At 63.4% G+C, this 18,690-nt stretch carries 21 protein-coding genes and 1 pseudogene; 12 read left to right on the plus strand and 10 right to left on the minus strand.

Going from position 1 to position 18,690, the window contains the following annotated elements:
• Window positions 1-122: leucine zipper domain-containing protein (locus tag EN808_RS19525; protein WP_245474027.1), on the minus strand; the 122-nt coding region annotated here is incomplete at its 3' end.
• Window positions 123-206: 84 nt separating this feature from the next.
• The gene (locus EN808_RS19530) at window positions 207-1,586 is read right to left on the minus strand and encodes a serine hydrolase (RefSeq protein ID WP_127280799.1); all 1,380 of its coding nucleotides are present in this window, start codon (window positions 1,584-1,586) and stop codon (window positions 207-209) included.
• 286 nt (window positions 1,587-1,872) lie between these two features.
• Between EN808_RS19530 and EN808_RS19535 the strand changes: the two genes are divergently transcribed.
• Together EN808_RS19535 and EN808_RS19540 are read left to right on the plus strand one after the other, a co-directional pair.
• Window positions 1,873-2,673: a GH25 family lysozyme gene (locus tag EN808_RS19535; protein WP_135916651.1), complete on the plus strand. Its 801-nt coding sequence runs from the start codon at window positions 1,873-1,875 to the stop codon at window positions 2,671-2,673.
• 116 nt (window positions 2,674-2,789) lie between these two features.
• The gene (locus tag EN808_RS19540) at window positions 2,790-3,968 is read left to right on the plus strand and encodes a lytic murein transglycosylase (RefSeq protein WP_127871700.1); all 1,179 of its coding nucleotides are present in this window, start codon (window positions 2,790-2,792) and stop codon (window positions 3,966-3,968) included.
• Between the two features lie 37 nt (window positions 3,969-4,005).
• Here EN808_RS19540 and EN808_RS19545 read toward each other — a convergent pair whose 3' ends face one another.
• Window positions 4,006-5,226: an alanine racemase gene (locus EN808_RS19545; RefSeq protein ID WP_127871701.1), complete on the minus strand. Its 1,221-nt coding sequence runs from the start codon at window positions 5,224-5,226 to the stop codon at window positions 4,006-4,008.
• Between the two features lie 278 nt (window positions 5,227-5,504).
• Between EN808_RS19545 and EN808_RS19550 the strand changes: the two genes are divergently transcribed.
• A complete protein-coding gene (locus tag EN808_RS19550; RefSeq protein ID WP_127279247.1) occupies window positions 5,505-6,422 on the plus strand; it encodes a DMT family transporter in 918 nt (305 codons plus the stop codon).
• Between the two features lie 410 nt (window positions 6,423-6,832).
• On the opposite strand, the gene metF is transcribed toward EN808_RS19550, so the two are convergent.
• Both metF and EN808_RS19560 read right to left on the minus strand, forming a co-directional pair.
• On the minus strand, window positions 6,833-7,750 hold the full coding sequence (gene metF / locus EN808_RS19555; RefSeq protein WP_127871703.1) for a methylenetetrahydrofolate reductase [NAD(P)H]: 918 nt from the start codon (window positions 7,748-7,750) through the stop codon (window positions 6,833-6,835).
• Window positions 7,750-8,772 (minus strand): metalloregulator ArsR/SmtB family transcription factor, encoded by a 1,023-nt coding sequence (locus EN808_RS19560; protein ID WP_127279245.1) that lies wholly within the window; start codon window positions 8,770-8,772, stop codon window positions 7,750-7,752. The genes metF and EN808_RS19560 overlap by 1 nt, the downstream gene beginning before the upstream one ends.
• Window positions 8,773-8,949: 177 nt before the next feature.
• On the opposite strand from EN808_RS19560, the gene tsaA reads away from it, so the two are divergent.
• The 4 genes from tsaA to EN808_RS19580 all read left to right on the plus strand — a co-directional run bounded on the left by tsaA (window position 8,950) and on the right by EN808_RS19580 (window position 11,873).
• On the plus strand, window positions 8,950-9,474 hold the full coding sequence (gene tsaA, locus EN808_RS19565) for a tRNA (N6-threonylcarbamoyladenosine(37)-N6)-methyltransferase TrmO (RefSeq protein WP_135916652.1): 525 nt from the start codon (window positions 8,950-8,952) through the stop codon (window positions 9,472-9,474).
• A complete protein-coding gene (locus EN808_RS19570; protein WP_135881930.1) occupies window positions 9,471-9,785 on the plus strand; it encodes a DUF2293 domain-containing protein in 315 nt (104 codons plus the stop codon). The genes tsaA and EN808_RS19570 overlap by 4 nt, the downstream gene beginning before the upstream one ends.
• Window positions 9,786-9,922: 137 nt before the next feature.
• Entirely contained in the window at window positions 9,923-10,879 is a 957-nt protein-coding gene (locus tag EN808_RS19575; protein ID WP_135916653.1) for a D-amino acid aminotransferase, read from the plus strand.
• A 154-nt stretch (window positions 10,880-11,033) separates the two neighbouring features.
• Window positions 11,034-11,873 carry an SDR family oxidoreductase gene (locus EN808_RS19580; RefSeq protein ID WP_135916654.1) on the plus strand — a complete coding sequence of 280 codons (840 nt, stop codon included), beginning with the start codon at window positions 11,034-11,036 and terminating at the stop codon, window positions 11,871-11,873.
• Window positions 11,874-11,911: 38 nt separating this feature from the next.
• Here the strand turns inward: EN808_RS19580 and EN808_RS19585 are convergent, their stop codons facing one another.
• Together EN808_RS19585 and EN808_RS19590 are read right to left on the minus strand one after the other, a co-directional pair.
• Entirely contained in the window at window positions 11,912-12,529 is a 618-nt protein-coding gene (locus EN808_RS19585) for an MOSC domain-containing protein (RefSeq protein WP_135916655.1), read from the minus strand.
• A 37-nt stretch (window positions 12,530-12,566) separates the two neighbouring features.
• Complete coding sequence (locus EN808_RS19590) at window positions 12,567-13,175, minus strand: TetR/AcrR family transcriptional regulator (RefSeq protein ID WP_127281079.1); 609 nt, start codon at window positions 13,173-13,175, stop codon at window positions 12,567-12,569.
• A 118-nt stretch (window positions 13,176-13,293) separates the two neighbouring features.
• Between EN808_RS19590 and EN808_RS19595 the strand changes: the two genes are divergently transcribed.
• The 3 genes from EN808_RS19595 to EN808_RS19605 all read left to right on the plus strand — a co-directional run bounded on the left by EN808_RS19595 (window position 13,294) and on the right by EN808_RS19605 (window position 14,819).
• On the plus strand, window positions 13,294-13,713 hold the full coding sequence (locus EN808_RS19595; RefSeq protein ID WP_127281080.1) for a hypothetical protein: 420 nt from the start codon (window positions 13,294-13,296) through the stop codon (window positions 13,711-13,713).
• Between the two features lie 5 nt (window positions 13,714-13,718).
• Window positions 13,719-14,135 carry a glyoxalase/bleomycin resistance/extradiol dioxygenase family protein gene (locus EN808_RS19600; protein ID WP_135866336.1) on the plus strand — a complete coding sequence of 139 codons (417 nt, stop codon included), beginning with the start codon at window positions 13,719-13,721 and terminating at the stop codon, window positions 14,133-14,135.
• A 117-nt stretch (window positions 14,136-14,252) separates the two neighbouring features.
• Window positions 14,253-14,819 (plus strand): isoprenylcysteine carboxylmethyltransferase family protein, encoded by a 567-nt coding sequence (locus tag EN808_RS19605; protein ID WP_127278587.1) that lies wholly within the window; start codon window positions 14,253-14,255, stop codon window positions 14,817-14,819.
• A gap of 20 nt (window positions 14,820-14,839) precedes the next feature.
• Here the strand turns inward: EN808_RS19605 and EN808_RS19610 are convergent, their stop codons facing one another.
• Together EN808_RS19610 and EN808_RS36785 are read right to left on the minus strand one after the other, a co-directional pair.
• Window positions 14,840-15,961 (minus strand): beta-ketoacyl-ACP synthase III, encoded by a 1,122-nt coding sequence (locus tag EN808_RS19610; RefSeq protein WP_127278586.1) that lies wholly within the window; start codon window positions 15,959-15,961, stop codon window positions 14,840-14,842.
• 270 nt (window positions 15,962-16,231) lie between these two features.
• Complete coding sequence (locus EN808_RS36785; RefSeq protein ID WP_210235454.1) at window positions 16,232-16,723, minus strand: AraC family transcriptional regulator; 492 nt, start codon at window positions 16,721-16,723, stop codon at window positions 16,232-16,234.
• A gap of 363 nt (window positions 16,724-17,086) precedes the next feature.
• Between EN808_RS36785 and EN808_RS19620 the strand changes: the two genes are divergently transcribed.
• Entirely contained in the window at window positions 17,087-17,698 is a 612-nt protein-coding gene (locus EN808_RS19620) for an NAD(P)-binding domain-containing protein (protein ID WP_127278584.1), read from the plus strand.
• 370 nt (window positions 17,699-18,068) lie between these two features.
• Window positions 18,069-18,161, plus strand: a pseudogene (locus EN808_RS37060) (hypothetical protein); the annotation flags it as partial.
• On the opposite strand, the gene EN808_RS37065 reads toward EN808_RS37060, so the two are convergent.
• Complete coding sequence (locus EN808_RS37065; protein WP_245464384.1) at window positions 18,120-18,635, minus strand: hypothetical protein; 516 nt, start codon at window positions 18,633-18,635, stop codon at window positions 18,120-18,122. The pseudogene EN808_RS37060 and the gene EN808_RS37065 overlap by 42 nt on opposite strands.
• Window positions 18,636-18,690: the final 55 nt, after the last annotated feature.

An 18,690-nucleotide genomic window follows, 5' to 3' on the forward strand; every position in this document is an offset into this window, starting at 1 on the left:
ATCTTGGCCGACACGCCGTAGACACGCGCCGCATGGGCTTTGGAGAAAGCGCCTTCTATCACCGACAGCGCCATCTCCTCTCGACGCAGCGGTGTGAGACGGGCATTCTTATGGATGTTCATTCGGATCCTCCGATGGATGCTGAAGCGTGGTAACTCCAGTCTCCTCGGTCCGGTCCGAATGGACAACCTCCCGAAAGCTCACAGCTAGTGCAGCGCCTTCACCAGCGCCCCCACCATCGCCCGCGGGCGATAGTTGAGTTTGGCCGGCGTTAGCCCGAGCCTCACCACGACCAATTGCTCGGACGGGATGATGGCGACCGTCTGCCCGTCATGGCCTTCCATCCAGTAAGTGTCCCTGGGCAGGCCGGCGGCGACGCCGGCACCGGGGTTTTCCTCATCGCCCGGCGCTTCGATCCACAACTGGCCCTTGCCGTAGACTTTCGAGGCGGATGCCGGCTCGCGCATCCAGTCGACGAAGCCGGCCGGCAGGACCTGGTTGCCGTTCCAAACCCCGCCTTGCAGCAGGAACTGGCCGAAGCGCGCCCAGTCATGTGCCGTGGCGTAGAGATAGGACGAGCCGACGAAAGTGCCCTGCTCGTCGGTCTCCAACACCGCGCTGTGCATGCCGAGCGGCTCGAACAGCGCCGTGCGCGGCCATGTCAGCGCCTTGGCCTTGTCGCCGATCGCGTCCTGCCAGAGGCGCGACAGCATCACCGCCGTGCCGCTCGAATAGGAAAACACCTTGCCAACCTCGCCGGTGAGCGGCTTGGCTTCGGCAAAACCCGCCATGTCGGGTTCGAGATAGAGCATGCGCGTCACATCGGCGACGTCGCCATAGTCTTCGTTGAATTCCAGCCCGCTCGACATCGCCATCATGTCGGCAAGGCTGATCGCGGCGCGACCGTCCGCCTTCCAAGGGGTAAACAGGCCCTTCTTGTCGACCGCCATTTTGCCCTCTTTGACCAGCGTGCCGACGATGGCGGCATTGACCGTCTTGGTCATCGACCAGCCGAGCAGTGGCGTCTTGGCCGAAAAGCCGTCGCCATAGCGCTCCGCGACGACCCGCCCGTTCTTGACCACGACGATCGCGCGCATGCCGGTTCCGGCCATGGCGTCGTCGCCGACGACCTTCGAGACCTCTGGGTTCTGCGATGCATCGACCCGTTCGCCCTCCGGCCACGGCGCATCCTGGCTTGTCGCAGCGGGTTCGGCATGGACCGTCGTGCGCCGCGCCTTGCCGACATCGCCGTCTGGAACCGAGGCGCAGCCCAGCCCGTCGCGGGCGACCGCCTCGCTCTTGCCGAGGAAGCCGAGCAGGCCGGCCGAAACCGTCCCCCGGTTCTTGTCGACGGAGACCCGCATCAGCCGCAGCAGCGGATGGCCGGGCGCCTGCACATCGACGGCCAACACCTCATTGGCGTCGCGCCCGGCGATGAAGACGTTGGAGCAGACGATCTTGGCCGAATAGCCCGAGCCGACGCGGATGAGTTCCGGCGGCGCGATATAGAGCCAGGCAAACAGCGCGACGACCGCCAGCACGATCAGGCCAAGCAGCCATTTGACGATCTTGACGACGAACCGCATCTGCTTCTCCCAGGCACGCGCCTGACCTTATGTCATCGATTTGCCGCCATTGCTTCCGCAAAATCGGGCCTCTTGTCGAGCGCCATCAACGGATTATCAACCATGATCGGCGATCACAGGGATGCATGTCGCCCAGAAGTGCGCAGCGGTTTTGGGACGACGACATGCACGAAAAACGACTATGCTGGGCGATGCGTGGGGCGATCGCCTGGAGGGGGCCAGACCAACTTCGGCCATCGGTGCACAGACCCATCAGCGACCGGCTGATTCCGGCTTGGAAGTTGCGATGCGCCGTCTTGCGGTCCTTTTCATGCTGACGCTGCTCGGCGCCTGCTCGACCGTGGACGATCTCTCGCCGCTGTCGCCGTCCGCATCGAGCAGTCCGACGGTGGCCGTGCGCGCGCCGCGCTTTGCCGATTCCAAGCCGCATGAGTGGGACAGCGGCGCGCCGTGGAACTATGCCATCCACGGCACCGACGTCTCCAAATACCAGACCTCGGTCGACTGGCCGACGGCCAAGGCCAGCGGCATCTCCTTCGCCTTCATCAAGGCAACCGAGGGCGGCGACCGCTTCGATGAATATTTCAGCGAGCACTGGGCGCGCACCAGAGCCGCCGGCGTTCCGCGCGCTGCCTATCATTTCTTCTATTTCTGCACTCCGGCGGCCCAGCAGGCGCGCTGGTTCATCCAGAACGTGCCTGTCGACCGCTCCGCCATGCCGCCGGTTCTCGACATGGAATGGAACCCGAAATCGCCGACCTGCCGCCTGCGCCCCGACCCGGCCACCGTGCGAGCTGAGATGACCACCTTCCTCGAAATCGTCGAGCGGCATTACGGCAAGAAGCCGATCATCTACACCTCGGTCGATTTCTTTGATGACAACGAACTGTCGACCTTCCGTGGCTATCCCTACTGGCTGCGCTCCGTCGCCGGCCACCCGCGCGAAAAGTATGGCAGCCACCCCTTCACCTTCTGGCAGTACACCGGAACCGGCATCGTTCCCGGCATGACCGGCAAGTCCGACATCAACGTCTTCAACGGCTCGGAAGCCGCCTGGAACAAGTGGCTGCGGCAGAACACACGTTGACACCGGGCCTGCCGCCTGCTTTTCGACACTACCAGCGGTAAAGAGTGCAACCGCTGGTAATTCAGGGCGTTGGCCTCCAGGCACGACAAAGCCCTCTTCGTTTCGAAAGGAAGCTGATGCGACTGCGTTCTCAAGCCCTCGCGGCGCTGTTCTTGTGCGCCACGGCCTTGCCGGCGATGGCGCAGGAATGCGGCGGCGATTTCGAGACCTGGAAACAGGGTGTGGCGGCGGAAGCCAAGGCCGCCGGAGTCGGCGCCGTCGGTCTCGATGCGCTGGAGGATGCCAGGATCGACGAGAAGGCTCTGGCGCGCGACCGCGCGCAGGGCGTCTTCACGCAAACCTTCGTCCAGTTTTCCAACCGCATGATCTCAGCCTACCGGCTGAAGCAAGGTGCGGCGAACATGAAGAAATACGCCGATATCTTCGCCCGCGCCGACCAGCAGTTCGGCGTCCAGGCGCCTGTCATCACCGCCTTCTGGGCGCTTGAAACGGATTTCGGCGCCGTCCAGGGTGATTTCCACACGCTGAGCGCACTGGTGACGCTGTCGCATGACTGCCGCCGCCCGCAATTGTTCCGGCAGCAACTGGTGCCGCTCTTGGAACTGATCGATCGCGGCGTGCTGCCGGCCGATGTCACGGGCGCCTGGGCCGGCGAGATCGGCCAGACGCAGATCCTGCCGTCCGACTATCTTGCGCGCGGCGTCGACGGCGATGGAGACGGCAAGATCGACCTGCGAAACAGCGTGCCGGACGTGATCATGACCACCGGCAACAAGGTGCTGTCGCGCGGCTGGAAACGCGACGAGCCCTGGATCCAGGAAGTGCGCGTGCCCGACGAGATGCCATGGGACCAGACCGGCCGCACCAACAAATTGCCGCTGACACAGTGGGCGCAGTGGGGTGTTACCAACCCCGACGGCTCGCCGCTGGTCGACAAGGGCCTGAACGCCGGCCTGGCGCTGCCCATGGGCCGCAAGGGTCCGGCCTTCCTTACCTATGAGAATTTCGACGTCTATCTCGAATGGAACCAGTCCTTCACCTACGCGCTGACCGCGGCCAATCTTGCCGCGCGGCTGGCGGGCGCGCCGCCGCTCGATCCGCGCAATCCCGAGCCGGGTCTCAACAACGACCAGATGAAGGCGCTGCAGACCAAGCTCGAGGCCAGCGGTTACGATGTCGGCACGGTCGACGGCATTCTGGGCACCAACACCCGCGAAGCCATCCGCAAGGAGCAGATGCGGCTAGGCCTGCCGGTGGATGGCTGGCCGACGCCGGAGCTGCTGGGAAAGCTGTAGCTCCCTCTTCCTTCTCCCTTGGGAGGAGGAAGAAAGCTTAATCCGCCATCGTCTCCAGGCTTGCAAACCCCTGCGGCGCGTCGCCCTCGTCGAAGGGCGTCGTCACCTCGACGAACGTGTCGGGATAAAAGCCGTTGAAGCGTGTCCTGAGCGACAGCGAGTAAGCGCCGATATGGCCGATCTCGATCCAGTCGCCGGTATCGACGGTTTCCGGCAGCCAGAATGGCCGCGACAGGATATCGACGGAATCGCAGGTCGCGCCGCACACTTTGAACGGCACGATGTTGTTCTCGTCGCCATTGCGCGTGCGGATCGCCGGATCGGGGATGAAGCGCGCCGGCAGCGTGATCTTGCCGGTCCATGAATCCGACAGCGACGCCCAGATGCCGTCATTTATGTAGAGCCGCTTGCCCTTGCGCAGGAGCACGCGCACGATCAGCGACAGGCAGCGCGCCACGATCACCCGGCCCGGCTCCGCCACCAGCGGTATCTGGTCGAATTGATATTCCTTCAGGTCGCCGGAGAGCCGCGACATGATCTGGCCGAGCGACGGCATCTCGATCTGCTTGCGGTTGGGATCATGTCCGTATTCGGCCGGAAAACCGCCGCCGACATCGAGCCCCGCAATGTCGAAGGTCAGCCGGTTGCGCACCCAGTCGGCCGAGGCCAATGCCCGCTCATAGGTGTCGGGGTCCTCGATCTGGCTGCCGACGTGGAAGCACAGGCCGACCTTGTAGCCGGTGCGGTTCAGCCGCTCGGCGAGTTCGACCGCATAGGCCGGCCCGGCGCCGAATTTCTTCGACAGCTCGTAGGCGGCATGCCCCTTGGTCTGCACGCGCACGAAGACGGTGACCGCGCCCGGATCGATATCGAGCGCCCGCACCACCCGGGTCAGCTTAGTGATCTCGTCCTCATGGTCGAGCGAGATGACGCGGATGCCGTATTTTTCCAGCGCCAGCTTGATGTCGGACTGTGCCTTGACCGGGTGCATGTAGAGCATCTCGGCATCGGGCGAGACAGCGCGCACGGCGGCGAACTCGCCTGGGGAAGCGACGTCGAAGGCAGTGACGCCGGCCTCGACCAGCGTCTTCAGCACGATCTGCTCGCCATTGGTCTTGACCGCATAGGCGGTCTTGCCGGGGAACATGCCCATGAACTGCCTGGCATCGGCCTTCAGCACCTGCGGGCGGAAGCAATAGACCGGATCGTCCGGGCGAAGCGCCAGTGCCGCCTCGCGGGCATTCTCGAATCGCTGCATGGACGAATCCTCGACTTCGACTGCGCACAATTAATCCAAGCTAGCGGCTAGCGCATGACCCCGAAAGTCAATTTCGACTTTCATCTTGCAGCGTCCTTTGCGCGTCTCTGGAGACGCGCGGCGCTGCAATGAATACAATTCTCTGTCTCGCGCCCCCTGACGGTGCCGCATTGGCTTGTCAGAAGGCCATCGGTCCAGTTTCGGGTGGCCCTTGTCGGCGAACCGGATATGGCTTCTGCCTTGTGGTTGGCATTCCGGCCATCTGGGGGAGGATTCATATGGCAGTGACCGCTATATCTGCGTCACGTGGACCGATGGCGCTCAAGGACTGGGGCCAGTTGCTGCTGCTCGGCGCGATCTGGGGCGGCTCGTTCTTCTTCGCCCGCATCGCGGTGGCGGAACTTCACCCGCTGGTGCTGGTGCTGTTTCGCGTCGCCATCGCCGCGATCGCGCTGCAGCTCTATCTCGGCTTGCGCGGCCCGTCTTTCCGCCTTGCTCTGCCGCATGCCGGCCTGTTCTTCCTGCTGGCCTTCACCAACAACGTCGTCCCCTTCTCGTTGATCTTCGCCGGCCAGACCCAGCTCGGTGCCGGCGTCGCCTCCGTCCTCAACGCGACGACACCGTTCTGGACGCTGATCCTCGCCAATGCCCTGACCTCGGACGAAAAGCTGTCCTGGAACAAGCTCGCGGGCATCGGGCTCGGTGTCGCCGGCACCGCCGTGATGATCGGTCCCGGCCTGCTCGCCGGGCTGGGCGGCCCGGTCTGGGCCAAATTCGCGCTGATCGGCGCATCGCTCTCCTATGGCGTTGCGCTGATGGTCGCCCGCCGCTTCAAGGGCGTGCCCTCGCCGGTCGTCGCCACCGGACAATTGACGGCCTCGACCATCATCATGATCCCGATCGTGCTCTTCGCCCATGGCCCCGCCGGCCTGTTCTCCGCCTCGCCGCCGGTGTGGGCGGCGGTGCTGGCGCTGGCGCTTCTATCGACGGCCTTCGCCTATATCCTCTACTTCAACCTCGTCGCCTCGGCTGGGGCCACCAACGCCTCGCTGGTCACGCTGATCGTGCCGGCCAGCGCCATGCTGCTCGGCTTCCTGTTCCTCGGCGAACGGCTCGAACTGTTCGAAATCGGCGGCGTGGTGCTGATCGGTCTCGGCCTTGTCACCATCGACGGGCGCCTGTTCGGAAGACGTTAGTGCGCGGCATGCCGGCATCGCGGTAGCGCTGTCATGACACGCCAACGACACCATCCCGCCATAATTTATTCACAGGCCTGAAGCCGGTTTTTGCCGAAGAGTTTCAACGGCTAACGGCAAAACCGAGGTCGCGAATTCCACATTTACGTCGCAATGCAGCACATTTTCCGCTTGCCTGTGGCACAAATGAACCTAGACTCCAGGGCATAGCTCTTTAAGAGGAGGCTATGTCATGGGACTTACGAGGCCAATCAACGCATTGATGATTTGTGCTGCGTTTGCTTTCATCGGCGCCCTCATTATGGGCGTCCTTCCCTGAACCCGCCAAGACGGGGAAGACCAGCACCTAATAGTCCAACCAATTCGAAAGGCCGGGTTTTTACCCGGCCTTTTGCTTGATCGGCTGCCCCCTAGGCGGCGGCCGATCCGGCCACCTCCGCCTCGTGCGAGCGGATGCCGATCATGTGGCAGACGGCGAACACCAGATCGGCCCGGTTCATCGTGTAGAAGTGAAAATCGCCAACGCCGCGCTCGACCAGGTCCAACACCTGCTCGGCGGCCACCGCGGATGCCACCAGCGCATGCGTCTGTGGGTCGTTCTGCAGGCCGTCGAAGCGCTCGGCCAGCCAAGCCGGCACCAACGCGCCGCAGCGCGCCGAGAAATTGGCGACCTGGGTGAAATTGTGCACCGGCAGGATGCCGGGCACGATCGGGATGTAGATGCCGGCGCGGCGCGCGCGCTCGACGTAACGCTCGTAGAGATCGTTGTCGAAGAAGAACTGGGTGATGGCCCGCGTCGCGCCATTGTCGACCTTGCGCTTCAGCATGTCGATGTCGGTGGCGAAATCAGGGCTTTCCGGATGCTTTTCCGGATAGGCCGAAACCGAGATGTCGAAATCGCCGGCGCCCTTCAGCGCCCCGACCAGCTCGGCGCCATTGGCGTAGCCGTCCGGATGCGGCCGGTAGGCAGCGCCGACGCCTTCCGCCGGATCGCCGCGCAAGGCGACGAAGCGCTTCACGCCCATGTCGGTGAATTCCTGGATCACGGCGTCGACCTCATGGCGGGCGGCATCGACACAGGTCATGTGCGCCGCCGGCGTCAGGCTGGTCTCCTTCAGGATGCGGCCGATGGTGCGCGCCGTGCGCTCACGTGTCGAGCCGCCGGCGCCATAGGTCACCGAGACGAATTTCGGCTGCAGCGGCTCCAGTCTTGTGACCGTATCCCACAGCCTTGCCTCCATCTCGTCGTTCTTCGGCGGGAAGAACTCGAACGAAACCCGGACCTTGTCGCCGATATCGGGACGGCGGGAAAAACGAAACTGGTTCATCAGGCGATTTCCCCTATCGAGCTCACTCTGGTCTGCTGGCTGGCATTTGCAGGATCGGCGATCAGCAGGCGCCGGTCGCGGCCAAGCCAAAGCTTGACGGTGAGCCTGGCCTCGTTGCCGCCGCGCGGTTCGAATTCCTGGGCATCCTCGAGATCGAGGCCGGCTTCGGAGAACCACTCCCCGATCTGCCGGTCGGAAAAGCCCAGCCGCATATGCGCATGCTCGTCGCGCAGGAACTCAAGCGCGTGCGGCGCGAAATCGACGATGACCAGACGGCCCGCCGGGCGCAGCAGCCGCGCTGCCTCGTGGATGGCGCGGGCCGGATCGTCGAGATAGTGCAACACCTGGTGGATGGTGACGAGATCGAAGGCATCGCGCTCGACCGGCGGCGAGAAGATATCGCCCTGCCGCACCTGCGCATTCGAAACGCCGGCCTTGTCGAGATTGGCGCGCGCCACGGTCAGCATCTCGCGGGACATGTCGATGCCGATGCCGCGCCGGTAGAGCGGCGAGAAGATTTCGAGCAGCCGGCCGGTGCCGGTGCCAAGGTCGAGCATCGACTGGAACGGCCGCTTGCCGACCAGCTTCAGCATCGCGGCCTCTACGGCGCGGTCGGGCACATGCAGCGAGCGGATATGATCCCAGCTTGCGGCGTTCTGCGAAAAATACTCGGTGGCGCGGTCCTGGCGCTTGCGCTTGACCGAGGTCAGCCGCTCCAGGTCACGCTCGACCTGCGGGTCGGCGCCCCGAATGCCGGAGACCAGCCCCATCACGAAGTCCCGCGCGGAATCGGCGTCCGACAGGCGGAAGAAGGCCCACGACCCTTCCTGGTAGCGGCCGATCAGCCCGGCCTCGAGCAGCAGTTTCAGGTGCCGCGAGACACGCGGCTGCGACTGGCCGAGAATTTCGGTAAGGTCGGAAACGGTGAGGTCGCCGCGCGACAACAGTGCCAATATGCGCAGGCGGCTGGATTCGGCCGCTGCCTTCAGCGTATCCACCATGGTGTCGAGCGAGACATGCATCAGCGTATTCTCTTTGAAAAAGATATAAACATATGTTTATGTCGATTTTCGGAACCACGCAAGCGCTATGTCGCTTCCGGACAAGAAAATGCCGCATGCGTGATTTTTCGGTGCATGGCGTCCAAAAACGTGTAGCGGTTTTGGAACAATGACATGCATCAGCAGGAAGATCGGCCGATGAGCGAACCGCGTGAGATGTTCGAGGCACGCGAAGGCGAGCGGAGACTGGACCAGGATCCGGCGACGATGCCGCCGGATGGCGGCATCGTCTTCATCGGCCGTATCGCCTCGCCTTGGACCACCCGGGAAAGCTGCCCGAAGAACATGCGCGCCGCACGCGAAACGGGACAGCCGGCGGTGCTGACCATCGACGCGCCCTACCGCAGCGGCCTGCAAGGCCTGGAGCGCGCCAGCCACGTCGTCATCCTGTCCTGGCTGCACCACGCCCCGCGGAATCTGATCGTGCAAAAGCCCCGCCATGCGGCTGATGCCAAAGGCGTATTCGGGTTGCGCTCCCCTGCCCGGCCGAACCCGGTCGGCCTGCACGTGGCCAAGCTCGTCGCGCTCGACGTTTCCACTGGGCGCATCGACCTTGACGCCATCGACGTGCTCGACGGCACGCCGGTCATCGACATCAAGCCCTATTTCGCCTCGACCGATGCCATTGCCGAGGCGACCGTTGGGGGGCGCGAGGAGCGATGACCGCTCCGACCGGCCGCCGCCGCGCCATCGCCAAGGCGCTGACAGCACTTCTGCCGCTGGCCCCCTATGCCGACATGGAGAAGATTCGCACCGACGCCGGCTCGGTGCATATGAAGACCTTGCCGCCCACGATCGCGGTCTGGCTGGCGACGATTGCCCATATCCGTCACATGCACACCGACTACGAAAAGCTGCTGGCCGAGGGCTATGATCGCGACTCGGCGCGTTTCTTCGTCATCGAGCAGACCAACATCGTGCTCACGCGCTGGCGCGCCACCCGCCTGCTCGACGCCGATGACGAGGAGGAATAAGGCTGTGCCGGGCCGCATGGCGCTCACCGCGTCATGCTGGCCGGGTCTTCATCTCGAGGATGACTGAAGTCGGACCACTGGCTCTATGCGCTCGGGCTGCCGGCAATAGCTTGTGACGCCATGGCTAGGAGCTGCCGATGAGCCGAATCGCACAAGATATACCGTCCCTGCCCCAGGTCGGCGATCGCCATGTCGACCCGCATTCCTATCCCGACGGCATCGCTTTCCTCGACGGCCAGTACCTGCCGATGTCGCAAGCCAAGGTGTCGGTGCTGGATTGGGGCTTTCTGCACTCGGACGCCACTTACGATACGGTGCATGTCTGGAACGGCCGCTTCTTTCGCCTCGATCTGCATCTCGACCGTTTCTTCGGCGGGCTCGACAAGCTGCGCATGACGATCCCGTTCGATCGCGATGGCGTCGCCGGGATCCTGCACAATTGCACAGCGCTGTCGGGTCATCGCGCCGCCTATGTCGAGATGCTGTGCACGCGCGGCGCTTCGCCGACCTTCAGCCGCGACCCGCGCCAGGCGATCAACCGCTTCATGGCGTTCGCCGTGCCGTTCGGCTCGGTCGCCAATGCCGAGCAGTTGCAGCGCGGCCTGCGTGTCTCCATCAGCGACAAGGTGCGCATTCCGCCGGCCTCGATCGATCCGGCGATCAAGAACTACCACTGGCTCGACCTCGTGCGCGGCCTCTACGATGCCTATGATCGCGGCGCCGAGACGGCCCTCATTCTCGACTTCAACGGCAATGTCGCCGAAGGTCCGGGCTTCAACGTCTTCCGCGTCAAGGACGGCAGACTGTCGACGCCGGCCATCGGCGTGCTGCCGGGCATCACCCGCCGCACTGTCTTCGATCTCTGCGCGGAGGCCGGCCTCTCGGCAACGGCCAAGGATGTCAGCGTGGCCATGTTGCGCGGCGCCGAGGAAGTCTTCATCACCTCAACCGCCGGCGGCATCATGCCGGTGACGGAGATCGACGGTGCTGAGATCGCGGACGGCAAGGTCGGGCCGATCACCAGCCGACTGATGGCGCTCTACTGGCAAAAGCACGACGACCCTGCCTGGTCGACCCCGGTGAACTACCCCTGATTCACACGATTTCTTGTTCTGCGGGAAAGCCCCGAGTTCAAAAAGATTCCCCTCGCCTCTGGAAAATCACCGGACAGGCCGTATATGCCCGGAAGCGGAGAAGCCTCCGCTTCCATCCAGAAATTGCGCCCGCAGGGGCAAGGGATTCCACATCATGACATCAAAGGTTTGGTTCATCACCGGATCGTCGAAGGGCTTTGGCCGCGTCTGGGCCGAGGCCGCATTGGCGCGTGGCGATCGCGTTGCCGCGACCGCCCGTGACACAGGCACGCTCGCCGAGCTCGTCGAAAAATACGGCGACAACATCGCCGCGCTAAAGCTCGACGTCACCGACAAGAAAGCCGTCGATGCCGCTGTCGCCGAGGCACACAAGCGCTTTGGCCGGCTCGACGTCGTCATCAACAATGCCGGTTACGGCCATTTCGGCGCCATCGAGGAAGTCAGCGAGCAGGAAGCCCGCGACCAGATCGAGACCAATGTGTTCGGCGCGCTGTGGGTCACCCAGGCAGCCCTGCCGATCATGCGGGCGCAGCGGTCCGGCCACATCATCCAGATCTCGTCGATCGGCGGCGTCAATGCCTTTGCCTCGCTCGGCCTCTACCATGCCTCGAAATGGGCGCTGGAAGCCTTCAGCCAGTCGCTAGCCATCGAGGTCGCGGAATTCGGCATTCATGTCACGCTGGTCGAACCGGGCGGTTTCTCCACCGACTGGTCGGGAGCATCGGCCAAGGTCTCCAAGCCGATCGAGGCCTATGCGCCTGCCCGCGCCAAGATGGCCGAGCGCCGCGCCAACTCGGTTGCCGGCGACCCCGAGGCGACAGGGCCGGCGATGCTGGCCATCGTCGATGCGGCCGAGCCGCCGCTGCGGGTATTCTTCGGCGATGGCGGCCTGCCGATGATACGCCAGGAATACGCCAACCGCCTCGCCACCTGGGACAAGTGGGACAACGTTTCCGTCATGGCGCAAGGCGCCAACAAGAACCGCAAGGGCTGACATCTGGTATTTGCTGCGCCGCCTCCCGGGCGGCGTAGCTATGCCTGGTAGATCCACTGCTCCGGCACGCGCACCGAAATCTCTTCGCCGGCCCTGACGATGCCGGGCTTTTCAACCCAGGCGACTACGCCGCGCAACCGCTTTGCCGCCTTGGGAAACAATAGCGCACCGGCTTCGACATCGGGCATTCCGACGTTCTCGGCGATCGATCGTCCGGCGATACGGCATGGTCCGTTCTGTGCGTCCACCTTGAGGGTCACGCCGCCCTTGAAGAACAACAGCGTGCCGGCCGGCAGCATCGACAGATGCGGCACGTCTTTGATCACCAGATTGGCACCGATCCACTCGGGCTTGATTTCGGTGAGCCCCATCCGTTCGGCGACAATGGCCAGTTCGTCCGCCGCCACGATGGACAATTGTCTTTCATTGCGCATCTCGGTGCCGCGCGGGTACCACGGCTCGCGTCCGCCCGAGCGCCGCGTCGGCCCGGCATGGAAATCGCCCGATATGCCGTCGAAACCCAGCCGCAATTCGTCCACCGAACGCGTCTGGAAATGATCCGATGGCGCGACATAGAGCGCGGCCGCGCGGGCTGAAAGCTTCTTCGCCGGGATGATTTCGACCGGCTTCTCGGCCTCGGGGAAGAGATCCAGCATGGGCTTCAATCCTTGATGACGCGCTCTGGTTTTGCCCTTAGGCCGGCAAGGCCGCAAGAGCGGTTTGGGCCAAAACGCGCAACTCTTCGGCCGACGCACCGTCCCGCGCCTGGATCGACATGCCATTCATGACACCAGCAATATATCTGGCGAAGTCTTCGACAGAGAGGTTTTGGGGCAAATCGCCTTTTGCCTTGCCTTTGGCAAGCCGCGCCGCGATCGCCGCTTCGCTTTCCTTGCGGTAGGTCCTGAGTTCATCCGCAATGGCTTGTGCCTGCGGTGAAGCCGCCAGCGCGCCACTGACGAAAAGACACCCTCCCGGCTTGCCGGGCCTGGAATAGGCCTCCGCGGCGCCCAGCAACAAGCGCCGCATCGCCTCCCCCGTCGACACCGGCGCGCTCAGCGCTTCCAGGGCGAAGCCTATCTCGGTCTCGTGGTAGCGCATCAACGCCTTGCGGAACAAAGTCTCCTTGTCGGTGAAGGCGTTGTAGATCTGTGGCGGCGTCAGCCCCATCGCTTCGCGCAGCATGGCCAGCGACGTCGCCTCATAGCCATGCTCCCAGAAAAGATGCATCGCGGCATCGAGCGCCCGGTCGGGGTCGAATGCGCGCGGCCGGCCGCCGCGTTGCTTGTCCGAATTTTCCATAGTGATCGATACGAAACCTGTTGACTCGCCTTTCCCTTATAACATATCAATTGATACGAAACTTGGCAAGCCGGAAGATGACCTCCCGGTGAGGCCGTACACCCGAGGAGAAAATCAAATGCCGATCACCGTGACAGCGCCGGAAGGCGTCCTGACCCCGGCGGGAGAGCGCGAAATCCTGCCACGCCTGAGCGCTGCCCTCATCGAAGCCTCCGGCGCCGCCGGCAATTCATTCTTCACCGCGATCGTCGGCGGCACCGTCCATGTCCTGCCGGCGCGCAACATTTACGCCGGCGGTGCCAACCGGCCAGTCGTCATGGTCGAATTGAAATTGCCCAATATCGGCCTTGGCTCCGTCGAAGCCCGCGAGACCTTTATCACTGCCGCCGCCCGAATTGTCGGCGAACTCTGCGTACCGGGGCACAGGCCGGAAAACACCTGGATCAACATCGTCAACGCGCCCGACGGCGGCTGGGGCATCGGTGACCGGCAGTATACAGGCGACGCGCTGATCGCGGCCGCTGCCGCCGCGCATTGACGAACATGCGGCTCTCCCCTTCGCTGTTCTTCACCACCAACTGCGAGCCCGCGCTGGCCTTCTACGAACAATGCGGTCTTGGCCGGGGAACGATCCTGCTGCGCTGGGGCGACAACAATATGCCGGTGCGCACCGAGGCCATGCGCGGAAAGGTCCTGCATGCTCGCTTCGAAGGTCCGGGTGTGCTGTTCCATGCGTCGGACAATGACGACGCGGAGCCGATGAAGGGCTCCGCCATGATGCTCGAATTCGACGGGCCCGCCGCGGCGCCAGAGGTTCTCGCCCGCCAGGAGCTTTTCGCCCGCATGGCCGAGGGCGGCCGGATTACCGTGCCGTTTGCCCGGCAATATTGGGGGACCAGCTTCGGCATGCTGGTCGACGCCTTCGGCGTGCAGTGGATGTTCAGCTGCTCCAATGAATAGACGCCGGTCGCCAACCGCCTCGATCACGACCTTCTTACCGAAGAACGGCGCCACGCAGCATTGTCGCCGCGCTGCGTCGGCTTCATGGTGAGGTCGAGACCGTCGACGGAGGTTCTCATGCGTCCCGGAGCGGCAATCGCGGCGCTTTGGTTGATCTGGGTGGTCACATGGCTCGCGGCTGCCCTATGGGCCGATCCGGCCCAAAAGCGCGCCACCATTGGGGCGGAGGCTCGCTATCGCGTCTTCTGGCTGGCCGGCACCGTCCTGCTGTTCGTCCCAGCGCATGGCTATGAGGGCCGGCTGAGGTTGTGGACGCCGACCCTTGCCGAAGCCTGGACCTGCGTTACCGTGATTGCGGTCGGGATCGGCTTCGCCTGGTGGGCGCGTATCCATCTCGGGCGGTTGTGGTCCGCCACGGTCACCGCCAAGGCGGAGCATCGCGTGGTCGACACCGGCCCCTATCGCCTGGTCCGGCATCCGATCTATACCGGGCTGCTGTTGGCAGTACTCGCCACCATGGTGGCGAAGGGCACGGTCTGGGGCATTGCGGGCACGGCCCTGCTCATCATCGGCGTCGTTGTGAAAGCCAGGCTGGAGGAGCGTTTCCTGCGCGACGAACTCGGCCCAACCTATGACGACTACGCCAGGCGGGTGCCGATGCTGGTTCCCTTCACGCCGGCCTGACGCGGCGCGGCGTCCTCCATTCAGAGCATGCGCAAAAGCGCGCCGCCGATCGAATATCCCGCCCCGAACGCGCAGATCAGGCCGAAATCCCCTGGTTTCATGTCGGCATGGTTCTCCGACAGCGCGATGATGGCGCCGGCGCCCGCCGTGTTGCCGAGCCGCTCCAGCACCATGGGTGCGCGGTCATGGCCAACATCGTGGCCGAATGCCAGTTTCAGGATCATCGCATTCATGCGCGCATTGGCCTGGTGCAGCCAGAAGCGCCTGATCGCCTCCGGCGTCAGCCCGTGTTCGGCGAGGAATTCGACGATGAATTTGTGCCCGGCGACGGTGACTTCCTTGAACACCTTGTTGCCGACCTGCTTGATGAGATTGCCCTCCAGGTCGATCATGTAGGGATCATCCTGGGCAGTGCGGGTGTGATAGCCGAGATTGGTGCGGATGTTGTTCGACATCTGCGTCCAGAGGCGCGTGTCCAGCACCTCGAATCGACCCGGCCGCCTCTCGCCCTGGGTGAGCCCCTCCACCACCATCGACACCGAAGCGTCCCCAAAGATGAAGTGCGTCTGCCGGTCGCGGAAATTGAGATGGCCGGTGATGATCTCGGGCGTGGTCACCAGGATGCGCTTGTGGGCGCCCGAGCGCACCAGATTGACCGCCATGTGCAGCGCCGCCGCCGCGGACGAACAGCCAAGCCCCATATCGAAGCCGGCACCCCGCGTGCCCAGCGCCTCCTGCATCTCGATGGCGATCGCCGGATATGGCCTCTGCTGATGCGAGGACGAGCAGATCACCAGATCGATGTCCGACGCCTCGATGCCGGCGTGCTCGATCGCCTTCCCCGCCGAAGCGACGCCGAATTCCGCCTGCAGCGAGAGCGCGTCGTCCGGGCGCGCCGGAATGCGCGGCGCCATGCGGGTCGGGTCCAGAATGCCCTCCCGTTCGATCACGTGGCGGGCGCGCACGCCCGAGGCATGGACGATGAAGTCGGCATCCGATTTCTGCAGCAGCGTCTCGCCGGCAGCCTGGCGCCGCGCGTTCTCCGTGTCGACCCAGGCGTTGAAACTGGCGACCAGTTCCTCATTCGTGATGACAGGCTTGGGGATTTCGGCGCCGATGCCGCTGATGATGACGCGATGCATGTTTCAGTCCGTCCCATCCGCGAGCGAGGCGGCTTCATGTGGGCGCCGAAACGCTTCGGCGCAACACTTTTCTCATCAGGCCGGTTTACGCCGGATTAAACCAGGCAGTCCGTCTGAAAACCCTCGGAGCGGTTCCTGATAAGGGTTTTCAGACGGACTGCCTAAGTTTCGCGACTGATTCACGCGATATGCTCAATTGTAGAGATGGGATGTATCGCGTTGGACCGCGTTAGAGATATGACGCTATCGACATTCCCGGGGGCGAGATCGTCAGGGATCGAGAATACGCGCTGGTGTCTGGCCGAAAAGATTCCTGAAGGCCACGATGAACGAGGAAACGTCCGCATAGCCGACGGCTAAGGCGGCTTGAGTGACGCTCTCACCGACCGCCAAATGTTCGAGTGCGTGCTGAAGCCGCATTTGTTGCCGCCATCGACCAAAAGTCATTCCCGTGTCGCGAAGAAACCAGCGCGCGGCCGTGCGCTCAGTCAGCGCAGCTTCGGCAGCCAAGATCGAGAGTGGGCGATTACAGGCTGGATCGAGAAGGAGGCGGTCGGTAATGCGGTGCAACCGTTCATCGACAGGTTCGGGAAGCGCTATATCCGATGGCCGCAGACCCTGCAGACGATCGAGAAGGACGGACATGAGCCGCGCTTCCGGTCCGTCCTCTGGATAGGAATCGCCAAACTTCGACGCGGCAATCAGAAGTTCGTCCGCGAGCCGATCCACCGCGACAACGCGAGGCATGATCGGGATGTTCACACGTTCCGGTTCGACGTAGCAGGTGGTTAGCCAGAAAGGAGATCGGCCTCGATCCGGTGTTCGATCCCGCCACCCATCCATACGGCGCGCTGTGGCGGTATGACGAAGCGCGCCGTTCGCGTTCTGACCGTCAGAACGCCAGTGCTGACATGAATGAGCTGAACGCGCCGGTGGGAGTGCCACGGTACATTTACCCGGTCGTGCCGATCGGAGAGAACGAACACAGGGCGTAACGATGCGTCCGGATCGACGATTGGGTTACGAGTTGTCTGTTTGGCCATATTTTTTGACACCTATGGGCGAGACTACCATACTGTGGCCGTCTACGCTCTCTCCATCGACAGAAACGACGGAGATGCGTTGATGAAAATCGTAATTCTTGGCAAGGGTAACATGGGTACCCCCCTTGCGCTTCTCGCGCAGGCGGCAGAGCATCAGGTCCAGAGCTTCGACAGCAAGACGAACCCTGTGGCGGCTCTACAGAGCGCGGACGTTGTGATCCTCGCGACGAAGTATGAACAGGCGCTGGCACTCCGCGAAGACAGAGCCGTCGTCGCGGCGCTTAGCGGCAAGGTCGTGGTGGATATCACCAACCCGCTCGCGACCGACTACATGAGCCTGACGGTCGGCCATACGAGCTCGGCCGCCGAGGAAATCGCGCTGCGCTTGCCTGGCGCCCATGTCGTGAAAGCGTTTAATACGGTCTTCGCCGCTCTTCTTGCTCAGCGCGCTGCCGGCAACCGCGTCGAAGTTCCGGTGTTCATTGCGAGCGATCACGAGGCCGCCGCGCAAACCGTCGCTGGTCTCGCGGGGGCGATGGGGTTCACAACGATCTTTTCTGGTCCGCTCTCAAACGCCCGGTATCTGGAGCCGATGGCGGAGCTGATGATCCAGCTCGGCTATGGTCTCGGCCATGGTGATCGGATTGGCTTCGTGATGCGCGACGAAGGCAGGGCGACTGCCGCCGCCGCCTGAACTTCGGACGCCGAAATCAGCGTTCGCTGCGCTGTACGGATTGCCCGCATCTCAGTCGATCTGGATGCGGGCATTCTATATTTCTGATGAAAGGATCGAGCCCGCCGTACCAGCGGAGATTCCTTACGCTAGCCTGCCATGATATATTTTCCCATGGGACGTCTATCAGGAACAGACCGCTCACAACTACTCCTTGTGCCTGAATCAGTAGACGAATATGTCGGGCCGGATAATGCGGTTCGCTTCATTGAGGCCTTCGTTGATGGCCTTGATCTTGCCGCTGCTGGCTTCGAGCGGGTGACGGCGAAGGAGACGGGTCGCTCCGGGTTTCGATCCTGCCGATCTGCTTAAGCTGTACGTTTACGGGTATATCAACCGCGTCCGGTCGAGCCGACGGCTGGAAGCTGAGGCTCATCGCAACCTAGAGGTGATCTGGCTTCTGCGGCACCTGAAGCCGGATTTCCGCACGATCGCCGCCTTCCGCCGGGTGAACCGCTCCGCGTTTCGGCAGGTGTTTCGCGAGTTCGTCATCCTGTGTCGGCAACTCGACTTGTTCGGCCGAGAGCTGCTGGCCGTCGATGGCACGCGCATCAAGGCGGTGAACAACAAGGATCGCAACTTCACACGCGGGTCGCTCTCGAAGTTCATCCGTGAAGCGGATGAGAAGCTGGCCGATTGCATGAAGCGGCTCGACGAAAGCGATGCCGATGAGGACAAGGTCGGTAGCGGCACTGGCCCCGGCGGTCATGGCGGCGGCCTTGCGGAGAAGATCGCGGCGATAAAGGGCAAGCGGGATCGCCACAAGGCGATGCTGGACGAGTTGGATCGCACCGGCGAGGACCAGATCTCGCTGACCGATCGCGATGCCCGCGCCATGGCACGCATGACGAAGGTCGGCGTCGGCTACAACGTGCAACTGGCCGTGGACGTGAAGCACAAGCTGATCGCCGAACAGGAGGTGTGCAACCAGGTGCTCGATATGGGCTTCTGGC

This window comes from Mesorhizobium sp. M8A.F.Ca.ET.165.01.1.1, assembly GCF_004792065.1.
Lineage (GTDB): Bacteria > Pseudomonadota > Alphaproteobacteria > Rhizobiales > Rhizobiaceae > Mesorhizobium.

Bases quoted from the DNA above. Each gene is read 5' to 3' on its own strand.
- EN808_RS19530 (WP_127280799.1), bottom strand. From the start codon at position 1,586: ATGCGGTTCGTCGTCAAGATCGTCAAATGGCTGCTTGGCCTGATCGTG.
- EN808_RS19535 (WP_135916651.1), top strand. From the start codon at position 1,873: ATGCGCCGTCTTGCGGTCCTTTTCATGCTGACGCTGCTCGGCGCCTGC.
- EN808_RS19540 (WP_127871700.1), top strand. From the start codon at position 2,790: ATGCGACTGCGTTCTCAAGCCCTCGCGGCGCTGTTCTTGTGCGCCACG.
- EN808_RS19545 (WP_127871701.1), bottom strand. From the start codon at position 5,226: ATGCAGCGATTCGAGAATGCCCGCGAGGCGGCACTGGCGCTTCGCCCG.
- EN808_RS19550 (WP_127279247.1), top strand. From the start codon at position 5,505: ATGGCAGTGACCGCTATATCTGCGTCACGTGGACCGATGGCGCTCAAG.
- metF (WP_127871703.1), bottom strand. From the start codon at position 7,750: ATGAACCAGTTTCGTTTTTCCCGCCGTCCCGATATCGGCGACAAGGTC.
- EN808_RS19560 (WP_127279245.1), bottom strand. From the start codon at position 8,772: ATGCATGTCTCGCTCGACACCATGGTGGATACGCTGAAGGCAGCGGCC.
- tsaA (WP_135916652.1), top strand. From the start codon at position 8,950: ATGAGCGAACCGCGTGAGATGTTCGAGGCACGCGAAGGCGAGCGGAGA.
- EN808_RS19570 (WP_135881930.1), top strand. From the start codon at position 9,471: ATGACCGCTCCGACCGGCCGCCGCCGCGCCATCGCCAAGGCGCTGACA.
- EN808_RS19575 (WP_135916653.1), top strand. From the start codon at position 9,923: ATGAGCCGAATCGCACAAGATATACCGTCCCTGCCCCAGGTCGGCGAT.
- EN808_RS19580 (WP_135916654.1), top strand. From the start codon at position 11,034: ATGACATCAAAGGTTTGGTTCATCACCGGATCGTCGAAGGGCTTTGGC.
- EN808_RS19585 (WP_135916655.1), bottom strand. From the start codon at position 12,529: ATGCTGGATCTCTTCCCCGAGGCCGAGAAGCCGGTCGAAATCATCCCG.
- EN808_RS19590 (WP_127281079.1), bottom strand. From the start codon at position 13,175: ATGGAAAATTCGGACAAGCAACGCGGCGGCCGGCCGCGCGCATTCGAC.
- EN808_RS19595 (WP_127281080.1), top strand. From the start codon at position 13,294: ATGCCGATCACCGTGACAGCGCCGGAAGGCGTCCTGACCCCGGCGGGA.
- EN808_RS19600 (WP_135866336.1), top strand. From the start codon at position 13,719: ATGCGGCTCTCCCCTTCGCTGTTCTTCACCACCAACTGCGAGCCCGCG.
- EN808_RS19605 (WP_127278587.1), top strand. From the start codon at position 14,253: ATGCGTCCCGGAGCGGCAATCGCGGCGCTTTGGTTGATCTGGGTGGTC.
- EN808_RS19610 (WP_127278586.1), bottom strand. From the start codon at position 15,961: ATGCATCGCGTCATCATCAGCGGCATCGGCGCCGAAATCCCCAAGCCT.
- EN808_RS19620 (WP_127278584.1), top strand. From the start codon at position 17,087: ATGAAAATCGTAATTCTTGGCAAGGGTAACATGGGTACCCCCCTTGCG.